The sequence below is a fragment of the Viridibacillus arenosi genome, from assembly GCF_001955655.1.
In the GTDB taxonomy this organism is placed as follows: domain Bacteria; phylum Bacillota; class Bacilli; order Bacillales_A; family Planococcaceae; genus Viridibacillus; species Viridibacillus arenosi.
This window is the reverse complement of the sequence record NZ_MSPW01000002.1, coordinates 219315-233955: the sequence shown is the minus strand read 5'-3', so window position 1 is coordinate 233955 and position 14641 is coordinate 219315. Positions and strand designations below refer to the sequence as shown.

Genomic DNA, 14641 nt, shown 5'->3' with positions numbered 1-14641 from the left:
ATAATCACCTACTCTTCAATTAAATTAAGAGACCAAATCTTCCGATAATTCAACGGAGTAATACCCTCTCGTTTTTTAAATAACTCTATAAAATGACTAACATCCTCTATACCTACATCTCGAGAAATTTGAGATATGGCGTCATTGCCAATTCTTAATTTATATTTTGCGGCATTCATTCGTTGGACGATTAAAAACTCATTTGGGGATAGACCTGTATATTTTTTAAACTGTTTAGCCATTTGATACTTGTTTACAGCTACACGCTTTGCCAGTTGGTCAAGTGTCCATTTTCGTTCAAAGTCTGTCGTTAAAACCTCCTGTAGTTCAATTACATATGTTGGCATCACTTCCGTATTCTCTGGCTGATGCAGTGAAAGTTTCAATTGCTCACCCAAAATGTGCTGAATTCGTTGTGATATTTCGACTTCATAATAAAACTGATGTTGGTTTAGTAGTGGCCTTATTGACCACATTATTTGTTCAAAGAAATCTAGTGACTTAACCTTTACAACTAGTCCCTCAGCCTCTTTTAGTAGATTGAAATAAGAAGAAACAGCTGATCCATTTACATGCATCCAAAGGAAATTCCATGTCCCTTTTTCTGCTGTCCAATATCTTTGATACTCTCGACAATGTATTAAAAACAAGCTTCCTTTATGTAATGTATACGTTTTGTCCTTGTACTGCAGGAATCCCTCCCCTTCTAACGTCAATACAATTAAATATAAATCAAGCCCACTTCTCTCTGTGAAATAAGGTGCATATGTTTTAAAATAGCCAAACTCATGTAGCGTGTTTAAATGCTCTTTCGCTTTAATAGAAGGACTATCAGTAATCCAAATGGAGTCCTCAGACCAATTGTCTCTATATTGCTGCCACAATTTCATGCTGCTCCCCCGCTAGTCAAGATAATCATATAAAAAGACAATATACTCTAATGCTTTTAGTTATAGATATTAGTATTATTTTCAATAATCATACAGTTTTTACAAGGAGGAAACAAATATGAAACGTGTTCAATATAAGAAACCACGAATCGGCCTATATTCTACTGGATTGGAGGCTTATTGGGCTCAATTCCCTGGCTTACGCGAACGTTTACTCACTTATAATCGCTTTATCGAAAGCAATTTAGCCAAATCTTGTGATGTATCGAATTTTGGTCTAGTTGATACTGTTCAAAAAGCCCGTAAAGCAGGTGATTGGTTTAATGGACAACAAGTAGATATTATTTTTGTCCACGCTGCAACGTATGCAACAAGCGCTACAGTATTACCTGTTCACCAGCATTGCTCAGCAAAAGTGATATTATTGAATTTACAACCAAGTCCACAGCTTAATTATGATGAAACGAATACAGCTGAGTGGCTAGCAAACTGCGGCGCATGTCCTGTACCTGAATTCGCTAATGCTCTCCATCGATCGAATATTTCATATGATGTGATTAATGGTTTACTAGGACTTTCGGAAACACCAGTCGGCACAAGATCTAACGAAAATACCTCACACATGCCCGAAGCACAAAAAGCATGGAAAACTATTAATGAATGGGTACAAGCAGCAAGGATTAAGCATAATTTACAGCAGGCTACTTTTGGTTTTTTAGGTAACACTTATAGTGGTATGCTTGACCTTTATAGTGATTTCACGATGCTCCAAGCACAAACAGGAATTCATATAGAAGTACTGGAAATGTGCGATTTACAGGCTTTACAAGAATATGTGACAACTTCAGATGTTGCTGAAATCGAGCAAATCACACAAGAAATGTTTAACATTGCTGAAGATTCTCCCTCTGAAAAACTCGCTAAAAAGCCAAGCAAAGAACAACTTACACAAGCCTATAAGGTAGCTGCCACACAGCAAAAATTAGTGAAAGAGCATGGATTAGATGCTCTTGCTTACTATTATCACGGGTCTCCAGGAAATGCCTATGAACAGCTGCAAAGCGACTTTATTTTAGGACACTCTCTATTAACAGCTAACGGTATTTCTTGTGCGGGTGAAGGTGATTTAAAAACTGCTGTTGCAATGAAAGTATGCGATACAATTGGTGTCGGCGGTAGTTTTTGTGAAATTGTCGTAACTGATTACAAAGAAGGCACAATCCTGTTTGGACATGATGGACCTTTCCACATCGACATAGCTGAAGGAAAACCTGCGCTTCGTGGAATGGGCGTCTATCACGGTAAGCAAGGGAGTGGCATTTCTGTAGAGGCTAAAGTAAAAACAGGGCCAATTACTTTACTCTATCTAACGCAAACTGTAGAGGGCCGCTTAAAATGGATCATTAGTGAAGCAGAATCTACAGATGGCCGAATTATGACAATAGGAAACACGCAAACGCCGGTTAAATTTTCTCTACATCCGGATGAATATTTTGATACGCTCTTTAAAGAAGCACCAACACATCATTGTGCAATGGCAATAGGGCATAATGCTAGTGTATTCACGAAAATGGCAAAACTTATGGGCACTGAATATAAAGTCGTATAGTAAAGAAATGAAGCTGCCTCACCAGTCGGTTTTCACCCTATGAGACAGCTTTCAATTTGTTATGAACAGCAGAAAAAGCAACTAGTCAGGAGCAACTAGTTGCCTTACATTCATAAAACATGTACTACTCAATCTACTGATAAAACCTCTTGAGTACGTTTGAATAATTCCTCACGCTCATATTTTTCAACTTCTGCTAGCCATTTTTCACCAACTGGCACATTCATCTTCGCACAATATTGATCCCATACGGCACCAAATGGATATGTTTTAAATTCTTCTAATAATGCTAATCGAGCAGTATAATTCCCCTCATCTTGATAACGTTTCAATAAATCATGCGGCATTAATAGTGCATATAGCAGCGCCTTTATCATATTTCGCGTACCAATTGTCCAAGCAGCTACTCGGTTAATACTCGCATCAAAGAAATCTAATCCAATAGCAACCTTATCAAGTGCATCATTACGTACAATTTCAATTGCGATTTCTTTTAGTTCATCATCTAAAATAACGACGTGATCACTATCCCAGCGAACAGGTCTTGATACATGTAAAGCTAATTTGTCTGAAAAAAGGAGCATGGATGAAATTTTATTGGATACTGTTTCAGTTGGATGATAATGCCCAGTATCCATCAGGTAAGTCTTTTTATTTGTTAATGCATAGCCCATGTAAAATTCATGCGACCCAACTACATAAGATTCCGATCCAATACCAAATACTTTACTTTCCACTGCATCAATTAAATATTTTCCGCTTATTTCCTCCGCATAAATAGCATCTAGTGAATCCTTTAGGCGTTTTCTTGGCGTCAGCCGGTCTGCTGGGATATCTTTGTAACCATCAGGAATCCATATATTCATCAAGGAAGGCGTTCCTAATGCTTTACCGAAATACTCCGCTATCTTTCGGCACTTCACACAATGTTCAATCCAGAATTCACGAACTGTTGCATCTGGGCTTGCTAATGTTAAGCCATCTTCCGCTTTCGGATGTGAGAATAGCGTAGGATTAAAATCTAAACCAATTTGCTGCGTTTTTGCCCACTCGACCCAGTTTTTAAAATGCACCGGTTCTAGTTCATCACGGTCGACTACCTGGCCATTCGTTTCTGCATAAAGAGCATGTAAATTCACGCGATGACGACCTGGAATTAAAGACATCGCGAGTTCTAAATCCGCACGTAACTCCTCTGGCGTACGTGCCTTTCCAGGATAATTCCCTGTTACATCAATACCACCTGATAATTCACTTTTATTCACTTCAAAGCCACCGATATCATCGCCTTGCCAGCAATGAATCGAGACAGGAATTGTTTTTAAAATTTCTAGTGCAGCATCCGTATCAACATCCCATTTACCATAAGCTTCTTTTGCTAAAGCATAACTCTGTTCAACTGTCATTAAAATACCTCCCTATGAAAATGGCTTTATGCTAAGTAAAAAACTGACTTCAACTCTACCGCTACTGGACTGAGGTCTTCATTTGTTTCCATTAATGGCTCCATATACGTCCACCATTTTTGGCAAATCGCAGTGTCAGCCATAGTAGCCCACTTCTCTTCACTCTCAATTTCAACATAAGCAAATAATTGCCCCGTTTCTTCATCTAAAAAAATGGAATAATTATGAGCACCATGCTCTTTCAATTCTACCTTCATGTCATCCCACAGCTCGTCATGTCTCTTTTTATATTCCCCATAGCAATCTTTATAGAGAAACATTTTCGACGCCTTACGAATCATACACGCCATCTCTCCTTTGTAGTTACTGCAGTAAAGTTATTGATAATTTCTTTTGCATCTACTACATGTGGCTCAAACTTTTGAATTGTAAAAGATGATTGGACAAGCTCTCGCCCCTCTGCTATGGATTTTAATGTCCCTTGTGCAATCATTTGAACTAGTAAATTGCCAATAGCTGTCGCTTCTGATGGGCCTGTATAAATAGTTACACCACTTAAGTTAGCGGTCAATTGATTAAGTAAATCATTTTTGGAGCCACCCCCAACAATATGTAGCTTGTCGATTGGTTCATGCGTAATTGCCTCTAAACGCTCCATTTCAATAGCATAAATAATTGATAAATTAGAAAATACACATGCTGTTAGTTCACCAATCGTATGTGGAATTGGTTGCTCCGTTTCCTGGCAATACTGCTTAATTTCTTCAATCATATTAAGCGGGTTTAAAAAACGCTCTTCATTAAAATTAATATATTGTAAATACGGAGAAACTGTTGCCGCTTCTTTAATAACATGTTCAACAGAGTATTGGCCCGGGTAATGCCGAATGATTTCCTGTAAAATCCACATTCCCATAATATTTTTCAAAAAACGATACGTATTTGAAACGCCCCATTCATTCGTATAGTTATCTTGATAAGCTTGTAGATTTATAATTGGTTCCTTTTTTTCAACACCTAATAATGACCAAGTACCACTACTTAAGTAAGCCCACTGTCCATCTCCCCCTGGTGTCCCTGCAATGGCCGAAGCCGTATCATGGGAAGCCACAGCAACAAACTCGCACTCCGGTAGATCATACGTAGGAAATTGATCTCGTTTTAATTCCCCAATTACTTGCCCCGGCTCAATAAAAGGTGCAAATTGTGATTTCTCTAATCCTATAATCTTTAATAAATTTTCATCAAAATTACGATTCTTTGGATTAAGTAGCTGCATGGTTGATGCATTCGTCATCTCAAGAACCGCTACACCTGTCAGCCTATACGCTAAATAATCTGGTATTAATAGAACATATTTTGTTTGTTGCAGTAATTTCTGATCCTCTTCATATAGTTGGTAAAGCGTATTAAAGTGCTGTAACTGAATACCCGTTTTCAAATATATATCCTCTAGTGGTAAATGTGACTCTATTTTCCCCATCGTATTGGTTGTGCGGCGATCTCTATAACAATATGCCTCCTGCAAGCGTTCACCGTCCTCGCTTACTAGCACATAATCCACAGCCCATGTATCTATCCCCACTGTCACATTATGAAAGCCACGCTTTTTCACCTTCTCAAGACCAACTAAGATTTCCTTAAGTAAATGGTCCATATTCCATAAAGAGCGACCATCTACTTCTGTAAAACCATTCGAAAAGCGATGCATTTCTTCTATTTGTAATTGATCATTTTGTAAAGTCCCCATAACAAAACGCCCACTTGAAGCACCAATATCAATCGCAATATGTGTCATGACCTTCACTCCCATCTCCCAAAGGTGTTATCGCGTAAAGGCTGCTGGTACTCCACCATCGACTGTCATCATACAACCAGTTGTTTTTTCAGATTTCGAAGAAGCAAAATACGCTATGGCCTCAGCAATATCAGAAGGATATATATTTACTAATAATGTATTGCGTTTTTTATAATGTTCTTCTAATTGATCTGGTTCAATGCCGTAAGCTGCCGCACGCTCTTCACGCCATCTAGAACCCCAAATCGCAGAACCTTGTAGTACGGCATCAGGTAATACGGAGTTAACTCGAATCCCATATTCGCCACCTTCAGCTGCAATACATCTCGCTAAATGCGTTTCTAGTGCTTTTATCGCACTATAAGCGGCAGCGTTTTTGCCTGCATAGATGGAGTTTTTAGATCCGACAAATACCATGCTACCGCCAGTTTCCTGTGTCTTCATTTGCTTAAAGGCTTCTCTTGCCACTAAGAAATAGCCAGTGCCTAGAACATCCATATTTAAATTCCATTCTTGCAAAGTCGTTTCATCAAATGGGCTGGAAGTTGCTAAGCCAGCATTATTCACAATAATATCTACACCACCATATGCAAGTGCCGCTTCCTGAAATGCTATTTGTACGTGATCCTCTTTCGTGACATTCATTTGAATAGCGATGGCACGTTGTTCTTTCGATATTTCATTTAGTTCAGTTGCTAACTTTTCAGCACCTTCTAAATTCAAATCTGCTAATACGACATGCGCGCCCTCCTCTGCGAGTTTACGTGCAGTCGCACTACCAATACCGCCCGCTCCTCCGGTAATGAAGGCTACTTTACGAGAAAATTCTTTTTCTTTTGGAGCTAATGATAATTTATATAATTCCAGTGGCCAATATTCAACGTTATAAGACTCATTTTCACTAAGTGACACAAAGTTACCGAGTGTTGTAGCGCCTTTCATCACCGATACAGCACGGTGATATAACGCTCCACTAACTTTGGCATTGTTCTTATTTTTACCTGTATTGACCATACCTACACCAGGAATTAAAATCACACGAGGTGCTGGCTCAAACATAATGTCTCCGTCTTTTTTATGTCGATTAAAATAATCTTCATAATCCTCTTTATATTGTGTAATGCCCTCTTTTATAAGTGTTTTCAACGACTCGGTATCACCACTTGCAGGATCCCATTCTATAAATAATGGCCTCATCTTTGTATGCACAAGGTGGTCAGGACATGCAGCTCCAATTTTAGATAGCTTGCTCGCGTCATGACTATTAACAAATTCTAAAATATCCGCTGCATCATCAAAATCTAATATCATACTGCGTTCCGTACTAACTGCACCTCGTATAACTGGCATAATTGAGGCGGCTATTTCTTTTCGCTTATTTTCTTGCTGATAACCCACCTTGGCTCCGCCAAATGGTGCGCGTGTTTGAAGTCTATGAATATAGTTTTCTGCTTCGTTGATAATTTTAATGGTTTGTTCATATGTCTCCTCAGAAGTATCTCCCCAAGTAACAAGGCCGTGTTTTTCCATCAATACAAGTTCTGCATTTGGATTTTGTACTACACCTTCTGCAATCATTTTCGATAAAGTGAATCCTGGTCGTACATACGGAACCCAAACATAGCGATCACCAAAAATTTCATCGGCTATTTTCTTTCCATTATCAGCACAGCAAAGACTAATAATTGCATCAGGATGCGTATGATCCACGTGTTTAAATGGCAAGAAAGCATGTAAGAGTGTTTCAATCGACATCCTCGGATGCTTAGCATCTAGCATACAATGCGTTAAATATTCCACCATTTCCTCATCTGACATTTCATCGCGTTCAATAAGTGGTCTGATGTCGTCGAGACGAAGTCCTGTGAAGTTGCCGGCACCCATTGTAGCGAGATCCGAGCCACTACCTTTTACCCACATCACTTCTATATCACGTCCACGAAAATCTTTTTCGATTGTTTTCATCGAGGTATTTCCGCCACCCCAGTTACAAACAGATCGATCACTTCCAATTAGATTGGAACGATACACCAACTCTTCTAATCCTTGCTTCTTCTCTGCTTTTTCTTGCACCCATGTATTTTGTATCATGTCATTACCTCCTGCTATGTTTTTTAAATGAAGAAAAATATCCTCAGTCTACATCAGGACTGAGGACAATTTCTGATTAGTAAACTTCTTTCCACTCTGCAATATTGCTCTTCTCAAATTTGAATGGTTCACCTAACATAATTTGTGTACCATCGCCGTCCTCAACAACTTCTTTTGCACCTGTACGGCCTGCTTCAAATTTATCTCCAACTTCCCCTTCAATATCCCCTTTAATTAGAGCTGAAGCTGTATAACCTGCCGCATAGCCTACATCAATTGGATTCCACAGATACATCCATGGACAAACGCCACTTTCAATATAGCTTGCCATCTCACTTGGAAGACCTAAGCCAGTTAACATCACTTTTCCTTTTAAGCCTTTATCCGTTAAAACTTTACCTGCTGCCGCAATACCAACAGTAGTTGGCGCAATAATTCCTTTCAGCTTTGGATAGGTTTTTAACAACGCTTCTGTTTCTGAAACACTCTTATCTCGTAAGTCGTCACCATATGCTACTTTTACTAACTCAATATCTTTGTACTCATCTTTTTCAAGCTCTTTTTGCATGTATTCAATCCATAAATTTTGGTTTGTTGCTTGAGAGGTTGCACTTAAAATTGCAATTTGACCTTTGCCACCAATCATTTCTGAAATTGCTTCAATTTGTACACGGCCAATTGCTTCTGGATCCGCTTGATTGACGTGTGTAATACGACTCTTAGCATTAACTGCTGAGTCAACTGAAATAACTTTAATTCCTGCATCCATTGCTTTTGTTAAAGCTGGTTGCAATGCATCTGGGTCATTCCCTGTAATCGTAATTGAATCTACTTTTTGTGTAATAAGTTGCTCAATAATTTGAATTTGCGCTTCTGCAGTAGGCTGATCTGGTGCACGTAAAATAGCCTCACCATTTAACTCCTTTATCGCCTCCTCAAAACCGTCCATCATTTTCTCACCGTAAGGATTTCCTGTATTTTTAAAAATAAATGCGTATTTCTTTTGACCACCGTCGTCTTCCTTATCCTTGCTTGGCTTTTGACTATCTCCTGAACTACTACCTTGGCTACAAGCAGCTAAAACACCAAGTAGCAGTACTGATGTCACGATTAACATGAACAACTTCTTCATAAGAACACCCCTTTAAATTTTTATATTTGATAAAACATGATTTCCTCTATCTACGCATTTCTTTGACCTTTGGCACTATAACTGCGAATAGTAATAAGGCTCCAATAATAATCATTAAAGTTTGAGATGGGATATTGATCAAACCTAGCCCATATTGCAAATAACCAATGATAAAGATGGCAATAACTGTCCCGATTAATCTCCCTTTTCCTCCAGCAGTACTAATACCACCAAGTGCGGCCATCGCTATGACATCGAGCTCATAGCCATTTGCAATATTTGGCCGAGTACTGCCCATTCGAGATGCTAAAAAAACTGCTGTAAGTGCTGCCATCACCCCCGCTAATGTATAAACAATTAACTTTGTACGATTGACATTTACACCTGAAAACTTGCTAGCGACATCATTATGGCCAATCGCAAATACTCTTCGACCAAAAGAAGTTTTATGGAGTAATAATCCGAACATGACAGCAATAATTACAAAAACAATTAAGATAAATGGAATCCCGAATATATAACCCCATCCAAAGAAGCCAAACCATTCAGGAAAATTCCCAGATGCCTGATCCTCCAAAATGATATAGGCAATTCCTCGATATAAAATCATCGTCGCCAGCGTAACAATAACTGCTGACAATTCAGGAAACTTCGTTATTAATAGCCCATTTAACAATCCACATAGGGCACCAACCAAAAGACAAATGATAACTGCTACTTCCATTGGCATGCCTAGTACATTATAAGCAGTTGCCATTACGACCGAAGAAAGAGCCACAGACGATCCTACCGAAATATCAATCTCTCTCATAATCATAATGAAGGCCATCGGAAACACGATGAAGGATTTATCTAAAAAGATCATCGTCGCATCTCTTAAACTCGTTACATTTAGAAAGTAGGGTGATAACAATGTATTCAGTACCATTACTCCAATTAAAATTAATACAAGTAACCATTCCCACTGTAGAAAAAATTGCTTCGTCGAAAAGGGCTTATGTGCCTCAAGTTTTCTATGAACATAGGTTTCTTCCATTTTAGACGCCATAAATCACACCCTCCTCTTCAACAAATTATTCCGCTCTACACCGCGTTTCACCATGACATTAAGCAAAACAGCTGCTAAAATAATCGAACCTTCTATTCCCTTTTGCCAAAATGGAGATACATTCAAAAGTGGCAATGCATTATTTAAAATTCCGATTAAAAATGCTCCTAAAATGACGCCACTTAATTTCCCTGCTCCACCAGCAATACTGACACCACCTAAAATACAAGCCGCTATCACACTAAGTTCATAGCCAGTAGCTGTATCACCCTGTGCTGAAGCAAATTTCGATACCCAAAGGACACCACTTAAACCTGATAATCCGCCCATTAATGTATAAACAATAATGAAGACTTTCTTCTCGCTAATCCCAGTTACCTTAGCAGATTCAGGATTACTACCAACCGCATAAATTTGTCTACCTGTGCGAGTGTGTCCTATAAAATAAATCGCAAAAGCATAGACAATTAATGCAATAATGATTAACGTATTAACACCTAACAACTTACTCGTAGCAATACCAACAAAACTTTCTGACATTTGATAAGAGCTAATCCACTTACCATCGCTGACCATATACGTTAGCCCGCGGAATATGTTCATCATCGCCAAAGTCGCAATAATCGGTAACACGCCTAAATAGGACACTAATCCACCTATTACAAGCCCACAGACAATGCCGATACCGATCCCCATTAAAATAGCTATAACTGGAGATGTACCTGGATGATTACTCACAAACTGTGCCACAATCATGCCTGACAAAGCCAAGGTGGCCCCTATGGAAAGATCAATTCCTCTTGTCACAAGAACTAGCATCATTCCAACAGCAAGAATTGATAATATCGCTGTATTCGTTGCCATATCACTAATATTCTCTAAAGTTAAAAAACTACTATTTCGAAGCTGCACAGCAATTACTAAAATAACAATGAAAACAAGAAGTCCAATTTCTCGAAATTGCCCTATCTTTGCTAGCTTCGATTCCTTTTTCTCAATATTAGTTGGCAATGTCTCATCCATCATACTGGTAGACAAATTGTTTCCCCTCCTTGTGGCATCTCACCCATTGCCGCAGCAAGAATTGATTCTTGTGATATTTCATGAAGGTCCATTATCTTCACCATACGTCCTTCTCTCATTACGGCTACACGATCACTTAGACCAATTACCTCAGGCATTTCGGAAGAAACTAATATCACGCCATAACCTTGATGTGCCAGCTCATTAATAATTTCGTATATAGCTGATTTCGCACCAATATCTACGCCCTTAGTCGGCTCATCTAAAATGATGATATCTAAATCTGTCATCAATAATTTCGCTACCGAAACCTTCTGCTGATTTCCACCAGATAATGAGCTGACAAGATCAAATACACTTTGTGCTTTCACATTTAATTTTTCTGCTAGCTCTTTTGCTTTAAGTGATTCACTTTTTTCATGAAGCCAGCCACTTTTAGTAAAGCTCTCCAATGTTGGTAGTGTAATATTTCTACCAATTCCCCAAGGAAGAATGAGACCTTGCTTCTGACGGTCCTCTGGCAGGTAACCAACGCCTTGTTTCATCGCATCTTTTGGATTTTTAAACTTTATTTCCTTGCCATGCAGATAAATGAAACCGCTATCATATTTTTCTATACCAAATAATGTTTCGCACAATTCTGTTCTACCTGCACCAACTAAGCCTGTCATACCAAGTATTTCACCTTTCCTTAACGTAAAGGAAACGTCTGCAAAATAGCCAATCTTCCCTAAACTTTCTACACGAAAGATTTCTTTACCGATGTCATGTGTTTTATGTGGGAATACTTGATTGATCTCGCGCCCAACCATAGCGACGATTAAGTTGTCATTTGAAATATCATTTACTGCCCATGTCCCTATATAATTTGCATCTCGTAATACTGTTACCTGTGATGCCAATCGATACATATCTTCAAAACGATGAGAAATGAAAATGATAGCTGTTCCTTGATCTCTCAAATCTTCAGCAATACGGTACAACTCTTCACTTTCTCGTGCCGTCAAGGCCGCTGTCGGTTCATCCATAATGATTATTCTTGCATTTGTCGATATTGCCTTCGCAATCTCGACAATTTGCTGTTGCGCTACACTAAGTGTCCCCATATCTTGCTTCGGATTTATAGAGGAGCCTAAAGACTGTAATATTCTTTTAGCTTCTTCGTGCATTTCTTTCCAAAGTAGACGCTTTGTAGTTGGACTTACTTTCTCATGTCCCATGAAGATATTTTCTGTAACATTCAAATCTGGATAATTTGTTACGTGCTGATAAATGGCGGCAATCCCTGCTGCCTTTGCCTCATTAGGATTTGAAAAAGAAACTGCCTTTCCATCTAAGATCATTTCACCCTCATCTGGTTTATGTACACCTGTGATTACTTTGATGAAGGTCGATTTCCCTGCACCATTCTCTCCCATCAGCGCATGAATTTGCCCTTTTTCCAACACAAATGAGACATTATTTAGCGCAGTGACACCAGGGAATTTTTTTGTAATCCCTCTCAATTCCAATACTGTTTCTCCCATAAATTTCACCACCGCCTTCCATTTATTTAATTTTATATTTTCTGAATATTCATTGTAAGGAGTTATCTTTTGGAAAAAGGGGGGTAATCTTCGGATTGTGACGCGGACATGTTATTAAGTTCTGGAATAGAAATTTACGCTATCTTCAACTGCGTATAAAATAATAAACAAAAAGAACAGTTACAAGTTAATGTAACTGCTCTCTAATTAAAGACTGTCGATTTCATTTATGGCTATCTATTTTCTATTATTGTTGAAACAATCCACCGAATTCTTCCACAAGCTCACTGAATATCTTTAATGCATTTTCAATTGGTTCTGGTTTCGTAAGATCCACGCCTGTTTTCTTCAATAATTCTAGTGGATACTCGGAGCTACCGCTTTTTAGGAAGTTTAAGTAGTTTTCAAGTGCTCCCTCTTCACCAGATAAAATTCGATCTGCAATATCGATTGCAGAAGCATAGCCAGTCGCATATTTGTACACATAGAAAGGACGATAGAAATGAGGAATACGTGACCAGCCATACTTCACCTCTTCATCAAAAACAAGATCCTCGCCATTATATTCACGGAAAATCTTTTCATAAACGGTATTAAAAGTTTCTGCATTTAATGGCTCATCATTTTCCGCTTTTTCATGCGTTATTTTTTCGAACTCGCCAAACATGACTTGTGTAAAAAACGTACCTTTAAAGGAATCAATGAAGTGGTTCAAAAGATACTTCTTCTTATTTTCATCTGTAGTTGTTTTTAATAAGTAGCGAATCAACAGAATTTCATTAACAGTTGAAGCAACCTCTGCTACGAAGATAGAATATCCCGCACTGATTTGAGGCTGATATTTTGAACTATAATAAGAATGCATCGCATGCCCTGATTCATGGGCAAGTGTGAATAAGCTGTTTAAGTCATCTCGATGATTGAGAAGAACAAATGGGTGTACACTGTATAAACCCATATTATAAGCTCCCGAACGTTTTCCAGGTGTTTCCCTTACATCGTAATAGCGATTTTTCTTGAAATCAGCTAGAGTAGATACATAATCATCACCAAGCGGCTTAAGTGCTTCAAGCATGATTGAAAATGCTTCATCATAGGAAATTTCCTCTTTCGCCTCTTGGACTAGCGGCACGCTTAAATCATAAGCACGCAGCTCATCAACACCTAAGATTTGTTTACGTAGTTTTACATAGTCATACATCGGCTGAATGTTTGCTTTTGTAGCTGCAATTAGATTCTCATAAACTTCAATCGGTACTTCGTCTGAAAACAACGACTTCTCAAGTGCTGATGGATAATTCCTTGTTTTGGCAAGTGTCACATTGTTTTTAATAGCTGATGACAATGTACTGGCAATCGTATTTTGCATTTGCACATATGGCTGATAATACGCTTTATATGCTTCTTTTCGTTTATCGCGATTTGAGTCTTCCATCAATTTGCTGTACATGCCACGGGTAAGTTCAATACTTTTACCCTCATCATTTGTAACGGTACCAAACTTGATGTCGGCATTATTAATCATCCCAAACGTCTTTTGTGGGGAAGAAAGCGCTTCTCCAAGCTGAGATAAAATCGCTTCTTGATCTTTATTCAGTACATGTGCCTTATATCGATATGACTCTAATAAATCATCTTCGAAATAGCGAAGCCCTTCAATCTCTTGTATGTAGGATTTCAGTTTGTCTTCCTCAAGACTTAATAAAAACGGCATGAAAAATGAAGTCGCACTACTTATTTTTTGTCCTAATTGACTAGAGCGATCTACCAAAGCTTGTGAAGTTGGTACTCTTGTATCCAGGTCTGATTGAAGCATTGCATATGCATACAGCTTTCTATACTTGGAGCCGACCATCTCACTTAAAGTTAAATAATCGTAAAGTGACTGTGCATTATTGATGTTGCCATCGAATTGCTTTAATTTTTCCGTATCCTTCAAAACTGATTGAAAATCTTGCTCCCATTCCTCCATATTAGGGTAAATATGTTGGAGATCCCATGTTTCTTCAATCTTCACGTCTGCTCTTGATTGATATTGTGTCATTTTCAGTCCCCCTTTTTGAGTATTATCTCCATTATATATAAAACACACCAGTTGGTATAACTTGGAGACTTTCA

At 38.5% G+C, this 14641-nt stretch carries 11 protein-coding genes; 1 reads left to right on the top strand and 10 read right to left on the bottom strand.

Annotated features, from left to right (window positions below):
• Window positions 1-8 precede the first annotated feature (8 nt).
• Entirely contained in the window at window positions 9-890 is an 882-nt protein-coding gene (locus BK137_RS04985) for a helix-turn-helix domain-containing protein (protein ID WP_038187552.1), read from the bottom strand.
• Between the two features lie 118 nt (window positions 891-1008).
• Here BK137_RS04985 and BK137_RS04980 point away from each other — a divergent pair, with 118 nt between their 5' ends.
• On the top strand, window positions 1009-2499 hold the full coding sequence (locus BK137_RS04980; protein ID WP_038187555.1) for an L-fucose/L-arabinose isomerase family protein: 1491 nt from the start codon (window positions 1009-1011) through the stop codon (window positions 2497-2499).
• A 128-nt stretch (window positions 2500-2627) separates the two neighbouring features.
• On the opposite strand, the gene rhaA is transcribed toward BK137_RS04980, so the two are convergent.
• From rhaA to pepF, 9 genes are all read right to left on the bottom strand, one after another.
• A complete protein-coding gene (gene rhaA / locus BK137_RS04975; protein WP_038187559.1) occupies window positions 2628-3905 on the bottom strand; it encodes an L-rhamnose isomerase in 1278 nt (425 codons plus the stop codon).
• A 26-nt stretch (window positions 3906-3931) separates the two neighbouring features.
• On the bottom strand, window positions 3932-4246 hold the full coding sequence (gene rhaM / locus BK137_RS04970; protein ID WP_038187562.1) for an L-rhamnose mutarotase: 315 nt from the start codon (window positions 4244-4246) through the stop codon (window positions 3932-3934).
• A complete protein-coding gene (gene rhaB, locus BK137_RS04965) occupies window positions 4243-5703 on the bottom strand; it encodes a rhamnulokinase (protein ID WP_038187565.1) in 1461 nt (486 codons plus the stop codon). The genes rhaM and rhaB overlap by 4 nt, the downstream gene beginning before the upstream one ends.
• Window positions 5704-5730: 27 nt before the next feature.
• A complete protein-coding gene (locus BK137_RS04960; protein ID WP_038187567.1) occupies window positions 5731-7794 on the bottom strand; it encodes a bifunctional rhamnulose-1-phosphate aldolase/short-chain dehydrogenase in 2064 nt (687 codons plus the stop codon).
• A gap of 76 nt (window positions 7795-7870) precedes the next feature.
• Entirely contained in the window at window positions 7871-8926 is a 1056-nt protein-coding gene (gene rhaS / locus BK137_RS04955; protein ID WP_038187570.1) for a rhamnose ABC transporter substrate-binding protein, read from the bottom strand.
• Between the two features lie 46 nt (window positions 8927-8972).
• A complete protein-coding gene (locus tag BK137_RS04950; RefSeq protein ID WP_235175759.1) occupies window positions 8973-9974 on the bottom strand; it encodes an ABC transporter permease in 1002 nt (333 codons plus the stop codon).
• A gap of 3 nt (window positions 9975-9977) precedes the next feature.
• On the bottom strand, window positions 9978-11012 hold the full coding sequence (locus tag BK137_RS04945) for an ABC transporter permease (RefSeq protein WP_235175760.1): 1035 nt from the start codon (window positions 11010-11012) through the stop codon (window positions 9978-9980).
• A complete protein-coding gene (locus BK137_RS04940) occupies window positions 10997-12523 on the bottom strand; it encodes a sugar ABC transporter ATP-binding protein (RefSeq protein WP_038187572.1) in 1527 nt (508 codons plus the stop codon). The genes BK137_RS04945 and BK137_RS04940 overlap by 16 nt, the downstream gene beginning before the upstream one ends.
• Before the next feature lie 247 nt (window positions 12524-12770).
• A complete protein-coding gene (gene pepF, locus BK137_RS04935; protein WP_038187576.1) occupies window positions 12771-14567 on the bottom strand; it encodes an oligoendopeptidase F in 1797 nt (598 codons plus the stop codon).
• Between the last annotated feature and the right edge of the window lie 74 nt (window positions 14568-14641).